The organism is Clostridium sp. NkU-1 (genome assembly GCA_001312405.1).
On the sequence record BBDR01000003.1, the window covers coordinates 29,408 to 44,172 of the forward strand.

Genomic DNA, 14,765 nt, shown 5'->3' on the forward strand with positions numbered 1-14,765 from the left:
AAGAATATACGTATTTGATTATATTATATATAAATTCTATAATAAATACAATACAAAATGGCATTTTGCCAATTACGGAGGAATAATCATTGGATAATAAAAAATAACAAAGATTACCGGATAGAAAAGGATTCCATAGGAATCAAAGGTGTACCTGGTAATGTGTATTATGGAGTACAATCAATGCGCGCGGCAGAAAACTTTCATATTACCGGTCTCAACATTCACCCTGAAATCATTAACAGCCTTGCTTACATAAAAAAAGCGGCAGCAATTACCAATCTTGAGATCGGTCTTCTGGACAAAAAGACTGCAGAAGCCATTGTTCAGGCATGTGACGAAATTCTGGCTGGAAAATTCCATAAAGACTTTATCGTTGATCCGATCCAGGGCGGAGCAGGAACTTCTCTGAATATGAACGCCAATGAAGTGATAGCCAACCGTGCCATTGAGCTTTTGGGCGGACAAAAGGGCGATTATTCCATTGTGAATCCCAATGATCATGTAAACTGCGGGCAGTCCACAAATGATGTCATTCCAAGCGCCGGGAAAATGACTTCATTAAGGCTTCTTAAAAATTTGAAAAAAGAACTTCTCCGGCTGAATAAAGCATTTTGTGAAAAAGCTGTCGAATTTGACCATGTTCTAAAGATGGGACGCACCCAGATGCAGGATGCTGTTCCCATTCGGCTGGGACAGGAGTTTACCGCCTATTCAACAGCAATTATGCGTGACATCCGCCGTATGGACAAAGCAATGGAAGAAATGTGTACTTTAAATATGGGCGGAACAGCCATAGGGACAGGTATCAATGCAGATGTGAGTTATTTGAAACGTATTGTGCCTAATTTAGCTAAGGTGTCAAATATGGAATTGGTGCAGGCTTCCGATCTGATAGATGCAACACAAAATCTCGACTCTTTTGTTGCCGTATCAGGTGCAGTCAAGGCCTGCGCTGTAACATTGTCTAAAATTGCCAATGATCTTCGCCTGATGTCTTCCGGACCAAGAACAGGCTTTCAGGAAATCAACCTTCCTGCCAAGCAAAATGGTTCATCGATCATGCCCGGTAAAGTAAATCCGGTTATTCCTGAAGTTGTGAATCAGGTCGCTTTTAATATTATAGGCAATGATGTAACCATTACCATGGCCGCAGAAGCCGGACAATTAGAATTAAATGCATTTGAACCAATCATTTTTTTATTGTATGTTCCAGTCGATTGACACTCTTGCCTATGCCGTACAAACATTTGTAGATAACTGCGTATCCGGCATTACGGCGAATGAAACAAGATGCCGTTATTTAGTAGAAAACAGTATAGGAATCATTACAGCGATTTGTCCCCATGTTGGTACCAAAAGGCGGCAGATATTGCCAAGAAAGCCATAAATAGCGGCAAATCCGTAAGAACATTAATTCTCCAGGAAAAACTTATAAGTGAAGAAGAACTGGACCTCATATTAGATCCGGTACATATGACAGAGCCAGGGATATCAGGCAAAAACTTATTATTAAAGAAAAAACGGGAAGCATAAATGCGGGATAGAGAAAACAGGGCGAAAATCATTTTACAGGAGACTGTTTACCCAGTTTGTAAAGAATTGCCTAAATAAATGTAAAACATTAGTAAAATTCGTATAGTTTCTGAATATTTTCCGATATACCCATTAGACCGCTGTAATTGCAATGACAGAGGGGTAAAATGGATATCGGAGGATAACATAATATGAAAAGGAATTACAAGGGAATAAAAAAGGAACTGGTAACATTCACCATTGGATGTATCATCTGCATTGTATTTGTACTGTCCATAGGCTCCATTTATCTGACCTATCATACGACCCGGAAATCCTTAACCAAGAGCTTAAAGGAAACTTCGGAACTGGTTTCTGAAAAAATAACTCAGAAGCTGGAAGAATATTCGATCATATCCGAGTCAATCGCCCTTTATATGAAGGGAAATGCGCAAAATGGGGGCAATATCAATATATTCTTACGGATATCTTGTTCCCAGTACGGCCTTAATAACATCGATATCATTTCATCTGACGGGACCTCTGTTGTTGATGGAAAATCCTATGAACAGGACAATACATACCTCCAGGCAAAAAATGGAACTCCCTTTTTATCCGACCCCATGATTCATAAGGATTCCGCCTCTTTTGAATATGCATACCCTTATGATGATCTGGTCATTATGATTGAATTTCCTTATTCTGTTTTCCAGGAAATGATCGGGGATACAAAGCTTGGAGATACGGGAAGTACCTATATTTTAAATCGGGAAGGCACGAAAGTGGCCCACGAGGATTTTTCCCTGGTATTATCCCGGCAAAATGATGCAGAGGCAGCAAAGAAAGATCAAGCCTCTTATGGAGAAATTGCAAAGCTGGAAACAGCAATGGCGGCTGGGGAAACCGGCTTTGGATTTTATCACTGGAACGGAGATAACAGATTTGGCTCCTATGCTCCGGTAAAAAGCGCCAATGGCTGGTCGGTGAATGTGACCGCTTCGGAATCAGAATTTATGTCCGGTGTTATAACTTCCATGCTAAACGCTGTCATCCTGGGAGCTGTTTCTCTGATACTTGCGGTTTTTGTCATGCTTCGGATCACGGACCGGATAACAAAGCCCATCGGGCAGGTGGTTGATTCCATTGATCAGTTATCTGCCGGAGATTTGAGCATTGAACTGCATATGAAACGTCACGATGAAATAGGGGGAATCGGAGAAAGGGTCAATGAAATGGCGGGGAAATACCGGGATATCATCTATGATATTTCCGGGTTTTTACAGGAAGTCTCCTGTGGGAACCTTACGGTCCAAAGTAATTGCGAATATCCAGGTGAATTTAACGGAATACGAAGTTCCATGGAAATGATCGCTTCCCGTTTAAATGATACCATATTAAACATCCGTTCCTCTGCCCAGGAGGTGAGTTCCGGAGCAGAACAGGTTTCCGGTGCCTCCCAGGCCCTTGCCTCCGGAGCAGCCATGCAGGCGGCAACGGTGGAGGTATTAAATGCTTCCATTGTAAATGTTTCGGAAATGGCAGAAAAGAATTCAGAACATGTGCGGAAAGCTTCCGATTATGTAAAGCAATCCGGATCAAGAGTCAGTGCAGGCAACCGGCATATGCAGAACCTTCATTCGGCAATGGAAGAGGTAAGCCTGTCTTCTGAAAAAGTATCCGGCATCACAAAAATGATTGAGGACATAGCATTTCAGACCAACATACTGGCCTTAAACGCGTCCGTTGAGGCAGCCCGGGCCGGAAGCGGGGGACAGGGATTTGCGGTGGTTGCAGGAGAGGTACGGAATCTGTCGTTCCAATCCGCTGATGCGGCAAAACAGACTGCCAAGCTGATTGAGAATACGGTAAAAGCGGTATCAGAGGGAAAAGACAGACGGATGAGGCCGCAGGAATCCTTAAGGAGATCGCCGATAAATCTATTCTTGTGGAACAGGTGATGGAGGAAATCCAATCAGCCTCCCTGGAACAGGCCAGTGCTATGGAGCAGATCCTGAAAGGGCTGTCCCAGGTATCTGCAGTTGTCCAGTCCAATGCAGCGGCAGCAGAAGAAAGCTCGGCTTCCAGTGAAGAGCTGGCGGCACAGGCACAGGTATTAAAGCAGGAGGTTGCAAAATTCAAATTGTTTGGGAATAATTAAAAAAGCCAATCCCGGTTTGGGAAGGCTTTTTTCGTTATGCTTCTGTTTTCCAGAATCCATGAAGATTGCAGTAGGCGAAAGCGGCTTTTGGAGAATCGCCGTTTTCCAGCGTAAAGAGGGCCACCGGTTCACAGTCCGGGCTTAAGCTTACTCTCATAACGCTGCCTGCGGTTGTCTGTAAGCAGACCCAGGCAATGTTGTGCTCTTCGGTCATGGGATGAAACGCGCTGCCTACCTTTACGGTCACATGATTCCCTTCTGTTTCAATGACCGGGGCATGCTTTTCTGCGGCGCCATCCGAGGTATTAGGCTCCAATATTTCAAAAGGCTTCAAGCTGTCCGGGAGTGCAGCGTTGGGAGCTCCGGCGATGGCTTCCAGGATGACATTATGGTTTTTGTCGGTTAAAAATACAGGTTCGTTTTTCATGGGGATCCTCCAATCACAAATTCTTCTTTTTATCTCATATCAATTAAAATGGGCAGTATTGCAGGCATTGATGTAAAATGCTTCAATTCATTTATCAGAATTCCCAGATGGGAGCCGAACCATTATGCCAACTTTATCCAAAGGAATGCCGTAATCTTATAAAATATGGTTAAAGCGGTTGAAGCGGGCCCCTTGGCGGCTTATAATGGTTTTATTAAGAAGAGACAGGAGTAAGATGAGATGATACTCAGTGTCAGCAGGCGGACTGATATTCCGCAGTTTTACCCGCATTGGTTTTTTAACAGGTTAAAGGAAGGGTATCTATATGTAAAGAATCCCATGAACAGCCGCCAGATCAGCCGGATCGATCTTTCTCCGGAGCAGGTGGAGCTTATGGTTTTCTGGACGAAAAACCCGGAACCAATGATGGGACGGATAGGGGAGCTGGGGAACATTCCTTTTTATATCCAATTTACATTGACTGGATATGGGAAAGATATTGAACCCGGCCTGCCGGATAAAAGACGTCTGATTGATGTTTTCCGGAATACAGCAGAACAGGTGGGAAAGGACCGTATGGTCTGGCGGTATGATCCCATATTTCTCAATGACCGGTACAGGGAAGAATACCATTTGCGGGCTTTTGAGGAAATCGCCAGGAACTTGTGCGGTTTGACGGAAAAGGTAGTGATCAGTTTTCTGGACAAGTATGGAAAGACAGAGCGGAACATGAAGGGAATTTTGGCAGAAGAACTGGATGAAGAGGGGATGAAGAAGCTTGGCGGAAAGCTGGCCGCGATTGCAGGAGCTTATGGGCTTAGAATGGAAGCATGTGCGGAAAAAGCAGATTTAAGCTCTGTTGGAATTTCCCGGGGAAGCTGCATTGATCCCGTTATGGCGGAACATTTAATAGGTGGTCCGATTTGCCGGAGAAAGGACAAAAACCAGAGAATGGAATGCGGATGCCTGGAAAGTGTTGAGGTGGGAACCTATGACACCTGCCTGGCCGGGTGCAGATATTGCTATGCCAATGACAGTGTGGAGGCAGTGAAGAGGAAGCGGAACTTATATGATGTCCATAGCCCTCTGCTATGCGGAAAGGTGGAAGAAGGGGATAAGATCACCCAGCGGAAATGCAGGTCTGTCCGGGAAGAACCGACTCTTCCATTTTTGTGAACAGGATTACTTCTTAGAATATGGGGCCCATTGAAAGTTTATAAAAATGTGTGGAAAATACAGGGAGAAGTCTGGTATAATTTGTTATTAAAAGGATTTCTGATTACAGGAGGTTTTACAAATGTATGAGTTAAATCAGGTTGGTGCAAATAGTTATTACGTTCAAAGTCCGGCAAAGATTGGGCTTGTTAAGCTTAACGATACGGATGTATGCCTTATTGACAGCGGAAGTGACAAGGATGCGGGGCGAAAAGTCAGGCAGATACTGGAGGCCAATGGCTGGCGGCTGACAGCAATATATAATACTCATTCCAATGCCGATCATATCGGCGGCAATAAGTATTTACAGAATCAAACCGGATGTAAAATTTATGCTCCAGGTATTGAATGCGATTTTACAAATCATACGCTTCTTGAGCCGTCTTTTTTTGTATGGCGGGTTCCCTCCAAAGGACCTGCGGCACAAATTCCTGATGGCGCAGGAAAGCAGTGCAGAATATCTTACTGATGATGTTCTTCCAAAAGGACTGAGCGTCATTCGGCTTCCCGGCCATTTCTTTGATATGGTGGGTTTTAGAGATATGGATGATGTTGTTTATCTGGCAGACTGCTTATCAAGCAAAGAGACGCTGGAAAAATATCAAATCGGATTTCTCTATGATGTATCCGCTTACCTTGAAACCCTGGAAATGGTGAAGACCTTAAAAGCAAAGGTTTTTGTACCGGCCCACGCAGAAGTGACGGACAACATCGCCCCCCTGGCTCAGATTAACATTGACAAGGTTCATGAAATAGCAGACAGGATACTTGATATTTGTAAGAAGCCGATTATCTTTGAAAAGGTCTTACAACAGCTTTTCAATGATTATGGTCTGGAGATGAACTTTGAGCAATATGTGCTTGTTGGCAGTACCGTTCGCTCTTATCTTTCCTGGCTAAAGGATACGGGACGGATTGCAGTAATTTTCGAAAACGGACAACTGCTTTGGAAAACAAATATTGGGTTCACTGTATAAAATCAGGAGACATTCAAGGTGTGTAAGCTTTGAACAGGCATGTGGTATGTTTTGATTTGCAGACTGCGTCAGAGGAGTATCTGGCGCAGCAGGTGGAAGAGGAAAATTTTATTTGGAATTATGTTTTTTTTGACATAATTTAGAAAACTTAGCTTGACAAGAGAAGAAAAATCTTGTAAAATTGTTCATGTTGCAGGTGATTATGCCCAGATAGCTCAGTTGGTAGAGCAGAGGACTGAAAATCCTCGTGTCGCTGGTTCGATTCCGGCTTTGGGCATTGTGCTTTTCGAAGCACCTTTGAAATATCTTCGGAAATTCCTGCGGGTGTAGTTCAATGGTAGAACACTAGCCTTCCAAGCTAGATACGTGGGTTCGATTCCCATCACCCGCTTTAAGGTTATCAGGCTAAAATGGATGCAAAGTTGTATCTGTTTTAGCTGATTTTTGTTATATTTAAATAGCCTGGAACGCAAAATAGATTTGAACTTAAAGGAGAAGAATGCTGTTAAAAATCGAAACAGAACGATTGACTATTCGTGAATTGCTGTTAAATAATCATTTGGCATATATTGAAATGGCATCGGATGGTTCCTTATCAGATGTTTTTGGTGATTACACTGAATGGGCTAAGTGGCTGATCTTTCTCTTCGCACAAATGCTTCGAGACCCAAACTCATTGAAGCTGCCAATGCCGGAAGCGGGCTGGCACGGTTGTCCAAAAGAGGTGAAATTAAAAGGAATTAATGAAAATATATAGCACAAAATAACAAAAAAAAGTGATATTAACCTCTTGCATATTTTAAAAACGTATGATATAATTCCAGTGTTACAAAAGATGAATAAAAGTTGTTTTTATGCGCGAGTGGCTCAGTTGGTGGAGTACGACCTTGCCAAGGTCGGGGTCGCGGGTTCGAGTCCCGTCTCGCGCTCTTTAAAATATGTAGTGTTTATGAGGGTTTCCGGGTTTCGGGACCCCTCTTTTTGTTTACATAAGTAAAAGTACTTAAAGTTTTTCCTTAAAGTTTTTGCTTTACTACGTTGCATTACATGTGTCATGATATAGTCCTTTCCAGATTAACGTAGTTATTAATCAATTCTTTTTGCATTTCTGTATCTGATTGGGTATAAAACTGAATCAGCGTCTTTGGACTGTTTCCCATAATGGAAGAAATCAAAGCAGCATTCGGGCAGCGGCGCATATTATTGGTTGCGAAGCTTGTGCGGAAACCATATAGGGTAATGTATGGAAGCTTCATTTCACTATTTGGAAGTGATCCATGTTCTGTTTCATATTCTTCCATGGCCTTGTTATGAGCCGTAAGCAATCGTTTAAAAGCATATGCATATTGTTTCGGCTTGATAGGATTTCCGTTCTGACTTACAAACAGGTAATCATTATCAGACCATGATTTATCCTCTAAGCGATTTTTCTTTTTCCATATGAGCCGTTTGTGCAGCAGATCATAAAGATGTTTAGGAATTGGTGGCTGCCTGTGTGATTGATGTGTCTTAAGGTTTGTTTCACATTCCCAGTTATCGTATCCCCTATCAAAATCAATTAAGTAAGTAGGTTTATTACTTAAGCAGTTTTCAGTCAGGCCGCATACTTCCCCTGGACGCGCCCCAAGGAGAGCAGATAAACAAAACATAGGATAATAATGGGATTCCACTACTTCCGATAGTGTTAAAAAATATGCTATTTCATCATCTGACCATGTAATCTTTTTACGGACCGGGACTGTACACCGGGTTATTCCTTCCATTGGATTTTCTGCGGAAGTAATGCACTTAAGCGGTGACACAGCATATCTGAAAAGATTAGAAGTATATTGATGCATTTATTAACGGTACCAGGGCTATGACTTTGCTTCATAAGATTTACATACTTCTGCATATGGGTAGCCTTGATTTTAGATATTGCCTTATCTCCAAACACATCTTTGATATAGTCTTTGTAAAATCTCTCATAAACCCTCCATGTACTATTTGCATATGTGGGCGGCGCGGTTGCATCATGCCATATATCAAAAATTTCCTGAATGGTAGTCATTCGTTCTTTCTGCTTGCGCTTACCTTGCCCGGCATCAATGGAACGCATGATATCAGCTTCATCTATCCGAGCCTCCCTTTCCTTATCTCTCAAAGGCCCGGTGATGGATCTGCTTTCAGCAGCATACCAGACATTGGCAAAATAACGAACCGTTGTTTTGCCCGTTTTCTTTGATGTGTAGCGTTGTTTTTGAACACTCATTACATCATTCCTCCATAAATTATTTATTTTAGAGTATAAAAAAATACACCTATACAGGCGCATGGAAAAATGATATAATATTTATGACCATATATTATATCGGGATCATGCCCGTATAGTAGTTCTGAGCCTTTGCGTTAGCCGCGCAAGGGCTTTTTTTATTTGGTAGATAATGGAAGAAAATACCACTATCAATAAGTAAAAACATATTTATAATGGAACGTGCACCCAATCCTTAACAAAAGAGGAAGGCGTGACGGGGGATATGAAGGTAAAGTATATTAAAATTAAACGCAAAGATGTATATGCTATAATTTATCGCAATTTTCATTTGATTTGCTATAACACAGACTTCATAGGTGAGACACAACTTTATTTTATATGTAATATGTAATAATTAAACTATAAATAAGATTGGGTGCACCCTTCGCGCCTATCAGCTAATACCCTTCGTATCTTCATCTAAAATATCTGGATACATTTCTAATAATTCATCTGATGATGGTATTCCATCAAAACCACTTTTTGGTTTTGGTGGAGGAAAGAACTTGTTTTTAAAATGATCGAATATGGCTTTCCTCATTTCTGGATCCAATTCAAAGTAAGTTTTAATAATTTCCTTTTCTAAATCCGTTCCGCCTCTTTCTTTTATGAAATTGTCAAGACTGAAAGTCTCAGGTTCTATTATCATAGGCTCTACACCGTAACGTAAATAATCTTCACTTATATTAAGAACTGAACAAAGTGATCTGATAGTACTATCGGGGACATTACTTCCAGGCTTTTCACTCCAACTAATGGATCTTTGCGACATTCCTATTTTTTTCAGCTAATTCTTGTTGGCTTAAGTTAAAATGTTTTCTAATATTTCTAATTCTTTCATTTATTCCCAATACATTCACCTCGCTTTCTGTTGTTGCTAACATTATAATAGCAACTATGGCTAAAAAAAGTCAATCTATTTTATAAAAAGGTATTGACAATTAGAAATGAATGCTATATTATGTGAATATAAGATACATAGTTGCTAAAAAGAAAGGAGGAAATACCAATATGGCAGAAGAAAAGAAGCTGGAAGTAATCGAAGGGACCAAAATGGAGATCATGCTTCCGCAGGCCAACAGGGCGGAAGCCGAAGAAGTAGCGGAGTTCTTGGAAAGCCTGACTATGGCACAGAAGCAGAGATTCATGGATCTTGTTGATGATATGAAGCTTGCAATGAAGTTACTGGCGTAAAGCCCTGGAGCATAGGTAACAGCCAGGGCAGCAGGACGTACATTGAAAATTGATAGGACGGGATAGAGGCAGAAAGATGGTAAATGCAAGAGTAAAGGTAGAAATACCGGGAATTGAAAAGGTTGAAGAACTTATTAAAAAGCATTATGAGATACTCAAAGAAATGCAAGAAAACCTTAATCAAATTCATTGCGCAAGGCTGGATTTAGAATTAAAAATAAATCAACCGCCAGAGAGTAACTGACGGCTGAATTAGTCATGCTTTGAACGTAACTGTAATATCTGCATCATCTGGTATCTTTTGTACTGTCATTCCCGCATCAGAGAAGTAACTTTTAAATCTTAAAAAGTCATCATGGCCAGGCAAATAGTGAACTGCTTTGCTACAGCCTTGACACGTCAAGTAGCTCGATATGGGAACGACATCATCTTTTGTGGTAAAAAGGCAACCACATTTACATTTGATTAATAGCATTAACATGGACTCCTTTCTTATGTACTCGGCCCGGCATGGCCTGTAAGTACATTATAGGACAGGTGAATTATGGATGCAATAAAAAGGAGGTAGGAAAAACGGTGTCAAAGGATCAGCAGACCAAGGCAATACCGATTCCTGAAACAATCATTCAGGAGATTTTTAAAAGAGTGGAATCGCTTAACGATGAAATATTGAAGATGCAGGCCAGAGAACAGGAACGTTTTGTTACGCTAGATGAATTGGCTGAAATAATGCAATGTACCAAACAAACAGTACGTAACAAACTTAAATCTGGTGATATTTACGCCACAAGAAAGCTGGGAGATCCAAGAATACCCATGAGCCAGTTTTATAAAACCGATCCGGTCAACCTGATAAAGCGTAAACCAAAGGAATTAAAAAAAAGTTTCCGGTGGTGAATCTATGGAGCAGCTTATTTTCGGAAAGGGGTAGTCATGGAAGAAAAAAGGAAGCGTGTCACAAAGAAGATGGCATGTGAAATAGCGGCTTTGGTTATCGGAACTCGTAAGATGGACAAGCAGGACGATATAGGATACTACTTCTCAACCGGGAGCATAACACTTAGGGTCATAGACCGCTGCATAATCCCCAAGCGCTCCACATTCAGCCGTTTCCATCTGAACGGAGAACTGTATGAAGGACAAGCATTGGACTGTACTATATTCGTTGGAGGTTATGTAAACCATGACTTGTTTTACACGCTGGAAGGGCATCAGGAAATTGATTATGAATACGCAGAAGAATAGAAAAAAAGCACCTGTCATTACTGGAATAATGGCGGGTGCTAACTTGTAACGTCAACATACATAAATCATCAAATAAAGTGTACCATGTTGACGTTTGGAAGTCAAGTCAAAAGGCCGGGGAATTACCCGGAAACCGGGCTTGTATGGGGTATTAACATTCCTACGATACTTACCAGATTATGGTACATAGCTAATGAAATAGGGATAAGGGCAGGGGAGAAATAGAGGGGAACACTGCCAGTAGTTAATATACCCGGTAAGAGGTACACGGAAAGGCAGTAAATGTCAAGAGCATTTCAGAGGGAGAAAAAAAACAGACTGCCGGGACTATAGAGAAGTAGACATTCTACCCAGGACAGAAAGTGCAGATCGAGCAGTAAAGGGTAAGAGGGGGAAGCGGCAGAAGGTATCAGAACCAAAACAGAAAGATTTGAATGATAAAAATTCAAGGCGTTATCTGGTGCAGCTTGGAAATGGAAATTTTGGAATAGGGGATATACACCAAACGGCTACATATAGTCCAGAGTTTCTTCCAGATACAATAGAAGAGGCAGAAAATATAATAGGTAACTTCCTGCGCCGGGTAGATTATAGACGCAAGGTCTTGGGGCTGGAACGGTTAAAGTACATATTGGTCACAGAGTACAGTTACGGAAAGGACGGAGAATCTATTAAAAGAATCCATCACCATATTATCATGAATGGTGGTATGGATCGGGATGATCTGGAATTGATGTGGACGCATACCCGCATTAACTGGCGCAGAGTTTATGAAGAACCGGGATACCGTGAAAGTATCAAACAGATAGGCTGGACAAATGCAGACCGTATCCAGGTGAATGAAAACGGGATAGAAGCCTTATGCAAATATCTAACAAAGGACCCGAAAGGTAAAAAAACGCTGGTCCTCTTCACGAAACCTTGAACGTCCGATCCAACAGCCAAACGCAGATTATAAATACACCAGAAAGCAAATTGAAAGATTAGCAAAAACTCCTGATTGCGGGAGAAATTTTTTTGAGAAGCAGTTTCCAGATTTTAACATTGTTTCCATTATCTCGGAATTTTATGAGGAAACAGGGTGGCATATTTACATGAAGATGTGGAGGAAGCAGGATAGGCGGAAGCCAGAAGGGAGGAAGAAGAAAAAGAAATGCCAGCACCGGAAGGATTAACACCAGAATTAACGGAAGCATGGGGAAATGCATGGTCATATGATGGCCGTCCCCCTGGAAAATATATTGGATCAATAAAAAGAGGGAACATAACATTTTATTACTATAAAAATGGTCAGGATTATTATTATGAAAATGATTATGACATTGAAATGAGACATAAAAAGAAGCTTAAAAATCGGTATGAAAAGAAGGAGGGGACCAAGTGAATAATTCATGGACCAGACCTGTTATCCTGAGAAAAGATGTGGATAAGATAAAGGAATCTGTAAAGATTGGGGATAAATTCATCTATAAAACAATTTATAAAGATGTTGATGATGGAACGGTAAGGCCAAAGATAGAAAGAGTTGCCGTTGTTAAAAAAATATCCCCACATAGTGCAGGTAGTAAATGCAAAAAGACCGGGACACCTTAAATCAATGACATACATAGAAATTCTATTTCAGAAAATGGGACTGAATTATTAGGAGGGAGCAGGAGTGAGCGGAGGATTTAGAAAAAGAAGTGAAGCAACAGAGCAGGAGCATGTAGTTTCATGGTGTTTTCACCGTGAGGGTATGTACCCGGATCTTAAATGGATTCATCATTGTCCGAATGGCGGCAGCAGACAGAAAAAAAGAAGCTGCGAGATTGAAAGCCCAGGGCGTAAAGGCAGGAGTACCGGATCTTCATCTACCAATTCCGAAGGGAGCATATGCAGGATTATACATAGAAATGAAATACAATACCGGAACGGTGGAAGATGAACAGAAAGAATGGATAAAGGCCATGAAGGCAGCAGGACATTATGCTTGTGTGTGCTATGGCTATGATTATGCGGTTAAGGTCATAGAAGAATATGTATCCCTTCTGCCTGATCAGACCATGAGCCATGAAAATGGAATCATCTTAAAAGACCGGAAACGGGGAAAGGAAGTTGTTCTATGAGAGTGATAAGCATTATCAACTTAAAAGGCGGAGTGGGTAAAAGCTTTACTGCCGCACAGATGGGATATCTATTAAGCCAGAAATATGACGCAAGGGTGCTTATGCTGGATAACGATAAGCAAGGGAATTTGTCAAAGCTTTTCGGGGCCTATGACAGAAACGGGCTGTGTCCGGCGGCCCAGTTACTTATGGGCCGGGTAAAAGCCTGGGAAGTGAACCAGGAAACAGAATACCATAATCTTGATATCATCAGTGCAAATATGAATCTTCTTACCGCTACTATGCAGTTGCAGCAGGACGGGTCAGAAGGTCAGTGCGGAAGATTTGAAAGTATCAAATATGCGCCAAACCGTGAGGGGTGCGCCTATGATTATGTAATCATAGACAATCCGCCGGACATCGGTCTAAACGTCATTAATGCCCTTGCGATTACTCATGATGTGATTGTACCCATAAAAATTGATCAGTGTGCATTGGAGGGTATGGATATCATGACCGGGCAGATAGCACAAATGCAAGCGATAAATCCGAAAATCAGTTTTATGGGCGCACTGGTTACGATGTATAAAAATAATGTCACTAATGCAGCAGGCTTGGAATGGCTAGGTAAGCACGATGTAAAATTATTTGATACCTGTATTCGATACAGTGATAAAGCCGCTGAAAGCACAATCTTTGAGAAACCAATACAGGAATACAGCCCACGGAGCGGAACCGCCAGGAGTTACAGGCAGTTTGTGCAGGAGTACCTAACTAAAGTGAAAGCGGAGGTGGGGTAAATGGGGATATCGGGAGAATTTTCCGTATTTGATATGGTAAATAGTGCTACAAGAGGTAAAACAGGAGTAAGTACCAAGGATTATACAGAAATATGGTTAAGCCCATATGAGGTGCAGGAAGCCCATCAGAACACACGCCAGGAGTACAAAAACATTGATGATTTAGCCGACGATTTTCTTTTAGTAGGGCAACATTCGCCTACAATATTAGGAAGAGTAAACGGGGAATACCGGATTGTAGACGGTCACAGAAGAAACCGGGCAAATATCCTATTGATTGAAAGCGGACATGAGCAATTCAAAAAGGTGCGGTATTTCTACAAAGATATGTCAGAGAACATGTATGAATTATCTTTGCTTTCCGGGAATGGGTTCACTCAGGATTTGACACCGTATGAAAAAAACGGAACTGGCCGGGAGGTTGAAAAAGGTTCTGGAAAAGATGCGAGATACGGGAGAAATTGAGGTAAAAGGAAAAATCAGGGATATCATCGGCAAGTACCTGGGAGAGACTTCTGGTCAGATGGGAAGGTTTGAAAAAAATAAACAATAGCCTTACGGAACCAGCAAGGGAGCAGTTCAGGGCGGGAAACATGGGAGTAACAGCAGCTTATGAAACTGCCCGGCTTCCTCCAGAGGACCAGAAGATAATTGCAGAAAAGGCAGCAGAACAGGGCGGAGTGGAAGGAAAAGAGATTGCTGCCATTGTAAAGGAACGTAAGGAGGAAGAGAAACAAGCAAAAAAAAGGCGGAAGAATTTGCAAAGCAAGCAGAAAAGTCATTAAAGGAAGCCAGGAAATCAGAAGTTGGAGCAGCGCAGGCCAGCCTACATGCAGAACGGGCGGCAGAAAACGCAG

19 protein-coding genes, 3 tRNA genes and 2 pseudogenes are annotated in these 14,765 nt (G+C 41.7%); 20 read left to right on the forward strand and 4 right to left on the reverse strand.

Annotation, left to right across the window (positions count from 1 at the left end; translation table 11 throughout):
* The first annotated feature begins 57 nt into the window (after window positions 1–57).
* The 3 genes and pseudogenes from JCM10519_RS05465 (at window position 58) to JCM10519_RS05475 (ending at window position 3,673) form a co-directional block, all read left to right on the forward strand.
* Window positions 58–1,536: pseudogene (locus JCM10519_RS05465) on the forward strand (aspartate ammonia-lyase).
* Between the two features lie 191 nt (window positions 1,537–1,727).
* Complete coding sequence (locus tag JCM10519_RS05470) at window positions 1,728–3,473, forward strand: methyl-accepting chemotaxis protein (RefSeq protein ID WP_054738201.1); 1,746 nt, start codon at window positions 1,728–1,730, stop codon at window positions 3,471–3,473.
* A complete protein-coding gene (locus tag JCM10519_RS05475; protein WP_347843247.1) occupies window positions 3,473–3,673 on the forward strand; it encodes a hypothetical protein in 201 nt (66 codons plus the stop codon). The genes JCM10519_RS05470 and JCM10519_RS05475 overlap by 1 nt, the downstream gene beginning before the upstream one ends.
* Window positions 3,674–3,707: 34 nt before the next feature.
* On the opposite strand, the gene JCM10519_RS05480 is transcribed toward JCM10519_RS05475, so the two are convergent.
* On the reverse strand, window positions 3,708–4,100 hold the full coding sequence (locus JCM10519_RS05480; RefSeq protein WP_054738203.1) for a desulfoferrodoxin family protein: 393 nt from the start codon (window positions 4,098–4,100) through the stop codon (window positions 3,708–3,710).
* 240 nt (window positions 4,101–4,340) lie between these two features.
* Between JCM10519_RS05480 and JCM10519_RS05485 the strand changes: the two genes are divergently transcribed.
* The 6 genes and pseudogenes from JCM10519_RS05485 to JCM10519_RS05510 all read left to right on the forward strand — a co-directional run bounded on the left by JCM10519_RS05485 (window position 4,341) and on the right by JCM10519_RS05510 (window position 7,221).
* The gene (locus JCM10519_RS05485; protein ID WP_054738204.1) at window positions 4,341–5,276 is read left to right on the forward strand and encodes a DUF1848 family protein; all 936 of its coding nucleotides are present in this window, start codon (window positions 4,341–4,343) and stop codon (window positions 5,274–5,276) included.
* Between the two features lie 121 nt (window positions 5,277–5,397).
* A pseudogene (locus JCM10519_RS05490) lies at window positions 5,398–6,292 on the forward strand (MBL fold metallo-hydrolase).
* Between the two features lie 204 nt (window positions 6,293–6,496).
* Window positions 6,497–6,569: transfer RNA gene (locus tag JCM10519_RS05495), tRNA-Phe, on the forward strand.
* Between the two features lie 43 nt (window positions 6,570–6,612).
* Window positions 6,613–6,683: transfer RNA gene (locus tag JCM10519_RS05500), tRNA-Gly, on the forward strand.
* A gap of 108 nt (window positions 6,684–6,791) precedes the next feature.
* On the forward strand, window positions 6,792–7,049 hold the full coding sequence (locus tag JCM10519_RS05505) for a hypothetical protein (protein ID WP_054738205.1): 258 nt from the start codon (window positions 6,792–6,794) through the stop codon (window positions 7,047–7,049).
* Between the two features lie 99 nt (window positions 7,050–7,148).
* Window positions 7,149–7,221: transfer RNA gene (locus JCM10519_RS05510), tRNA-Gly, on the forward strand.
* 123 nt (window positions 7,222–7,344) lie between these two features.
* On the opposite strand, the gene JCM10519_RS05515 is transcribed toward JCM10519_RS05510, so the two are convergent.
* From JCM10519_RS05515 to JCM10519_RS05525, 3 genes are all read right to left on the reverse strand, one after another.
* Window positions 7,345–7,962 carry a tyrosine-type recombinase/integrase gene (locus JCM10519_RS05515; protein WP_347843248.1) on the reverse strand — a complete coding sequence of 206 codons (618 nt, stop codon included), beginning with the start codon at window positions 7,960–7,962 and terminating at the stop codon, window positions 7,345–7,347.
* 80 nt (window positions 7,963–8,042) lie between these two features.
* Window positions 8,043–8,543, reverse strand: coding sequence for a hypothetical protein (locus JCM10519_RS05520; RefSeq protein ID WP_054738207.1), 501 nt, complete (start codon window positions 8,541–8,543; stop codon window positions 8,043–8,045).
* Between the two features lie 436 nt (window positions 8,544–8,979).
* Window positions 8,980–9,234 (reverse strand): hypothetical protein, encoded by a 255-nt coding sequence (locus JCM10519_RS05525; RefSeq protein WP_054738208.1) that lies wholly within the window; start codon window positions 9,232–9,234, stop codon window positions 8,980–8,982.
* Window positions 9,235–9,596: 362 nt separating this feature from the next.
* Between JCM10519_RS05525 and JCM10519_RS05530 the strand changes: the two genes are divergently transcribed.
* The 11 genes from JCM10519_RS05530 (at window position 9,597) to JCM10519_RS05580 (ending at window position 14,693) form a co-directional block, all read left to right on the forward strand.
* Window positions 9,597–9,779: a hypothetical protein gene (locus tag JCM10519_RS05530; RefSeq protein ID WP_054738209.1), complete on the forward strand. Its 183-nt coding sequence runs from the start codon at window positions 9,597–9,599 to the stop codon at window positions 9,777–9,779.
* A 76-nt stretch (window positions 9,780–9,855) separates the two neighbouring features.
* Window positions 9,856–10,023 (forward strand): hypothetical protein, encoded by a 168-nt coding sequence (locus tag JCM10519_RS26775; protein ID WP_347843249.1) that lies wholly within the window; start codon window positions 9,856–9,858, stop codon window positions 10,021–10,023.
* 332 nt (window positions 10,024–10,355) lie between these two features.
* Window positions 10,356–10,676 (forward strand): HTH domain-containing protein, encoded by a 321-nt coding sequence (locus tag JCM10519_RS05540; protein WP_347843250.1) that lies wholly within the window; start codon window positions 10,356–10,358, stop codon window positions 10,674–10,676.
* A gap of 36 nt (window positions 10,677–10,712) precedes the next feature.
* The gene (locus JCM10519_RS05545) at window positions 10,713–11,024 is read left to right on the forward strand and encodes a hypothetical protein (RefSeq protein ID WP_054738212.1); all 312 of its coding nucleotides are present in this window, start codon (window positions 10,713–10,715) and stop codon (window positions 11,022–11,024) included.
* 430 nt (window positions 11,025–11,454) lie between these two features.
* Entirely contained in the window at window positions 11,455–11,949 is a 495-nt protein-coding gene (locus JCM10519_RS26780) for a hypothetical protein (protein ID WP_347843251.1), read from the forward strand.
* A gap of 228 nt (window positions 11,950–12,177) precedes the next feature.
* Window positions 12,178–12,408 carry a hypothetical protein gene (locus tag JCM10519_RS05555; RefSeq protein WP_054738213.1) on the forward strand — a complete coding sequence of 77 codons (231 nt, stop codon included), beginning with the start codon at window positions 12,178–12,180 and terminating at the stop codon, window positions 12,406–12,408.
* On the forward strand, window positions 12,405–12,617 hold the full coding sequence (locus JCM10519_RS05560; RefSeq protein WP_054738214.1) for a hypothetical protein: 213 nt from the start codon (window positions 12,405–12,407) through the stop codon (window positions 12,615–12,617). The genes JCM10519_RS05555 and JCM10519_RS05560 overlap by 4 nt, the downstream gene beginning before the upstream one ends.
* 134 nt (window positions 12,618–12,751) lie before the next feature.
* Complete coding sequence (locus JCM10519_RS05565; RefSeq protein ID WP_347843252.1) at window positions 12,752–13,129, forward strand: VRR-NUC domain-containing protein; 378 nt, start codon at window positions 12,752–12,754, stop codon at window positions 13,127–13,129.
* Window positions 13,126–13,908, forward strand: a complete 783-nt coding sequence (locus JCM10519_RS05570; RefSeq protein WP_054738215.1) for an AAA family ATPase — start codon at window positions 13,126–13,128, stop codon at window positions 13,906–13,908. Before JCM10519_RS05565 ends, JCM10519_RS05570 begins: the two co-directional genes overlap by 4 nt.
* Window positions 13,909–14,373 (forward strand): ParB N-terminal domain-containing protein, encoded by a 465-nt coding sequence (locus JCM10519_RS05575; RefSeq protein WP_054738216.1) that lies wholly within the window; start codon window positions 13,909–13,911, stop codon window positions 14,371–14,373.
* Window positions 14,374–14,441: 68 nt separating this feature from the next.
* Window positions 14,442–14,693 (forward strand): hypothetical protein, encoded by a 252-nt coding sequence (locus tag JCM10519_RS05580; RefSeq protein WP_054738217.1) that lies wholly within the window; start codon window positions 14,442–14,444, stop codon window positions 14,691–14,693.
* Window positions 14,694–14,765: the final 72 nt, after the last annotated feature.

Excerpts from the sequence above, each read along its gene's own strand:
- JCM10519_RS05470 (WP_054738201.1), top strand. The coding sequence starts at position 1,728 with ATGAAAAGGAATTACAAGGGAATAAAAAAGGAACTGGTAACATTCACC.
- JCM10519_RS05475 (WP_347843247.1), top strand. The coding sequence starts at position 3,473 with ATGGAGGAAATCCAATCAGCCTCCCTGGAACAGGCCAGTGCTATGGAG.
- JCM10519_RS05480 (WP_054738203.1), bottom strand. The coding sequence starts at position 4,100 with ATGAAAAACGAACCTGTATTTTTAACCGACAAAAACCATAATGTCATC.
- JCM10519_RS05485 (WP_054738204.1), top strand. The coding sequence starts at position 4,341 with ATGATACTCAGTGTCAGCAGGCGGACTGATATTCCGCAGTTTTACCCG.
- JCM10519_RS05505 (WP_054738205.1), top strand. The coding sequence starts at position 6,792 with ATGCTGTTAAAAATCGAAACAGAACGATTGACTATTCGTGAATTGCTG.
- JCM10519_RS05520 (WP_054738207.1), bottom strand. The coding sequence starts at position 8,543 with ATGAGTGTTCAAAAACAACGCTACACATCAAAGAAAACGGGCAAAACA.
- JCM10519_RS05525 (WP_054738208.1), bottom strand. The coding sequence starts at position 9,234 with ATGATAATAGAACCTGAGACTTTCAGTCTTGACAATTTCATAAAAGAA.
- JCM10519_RS05530 (WP_054738209.1), top strand. The coding sequence starts at position 9,597 with ATGGCAGAAGAAAAGAAGCTGGAAGTAATCGAAGGGACCAAAATGGAG.
- JCM10519_RS26775 (WP_347843249.1), top strand. The coding sequence starts at position 9,856 with ATGGTAAATGCAAGAGTAAAGGTAGAAATACCGGGAATTGAAAAGGTT.
- JCM10519_RS05545 (WP_054738212.1), top strand. The coding sequence starts at position 10,713 with ATGGAAGAAAAAAGGAAGCGTGTCACAAAGAAGATGGCATGTGAAATA.
- JCM10519_RS05555 (WP_054738213.1), top strand. The coding sequence starts at position 12,178 with ATGCCAGCACCGGAAGGATTAACACCAGAATTAACGGAAGCATGGGGA.
- JCM10519_RS05570 (WP_054738215.1), top strand. The coding sequence starts at position 13,126 with ATGAGAGTGATAAGCATTATCAACTTAAAAGGCGGAGTGGGTAAAAGC.
- JCM10519_RS05575 (WP_054738216.1), top strand. The coding sequence starts at position 13,909 with ATGGGGATATCGGGAGAATTTTCCGTATTTGATATGGTAAATAGTGCT.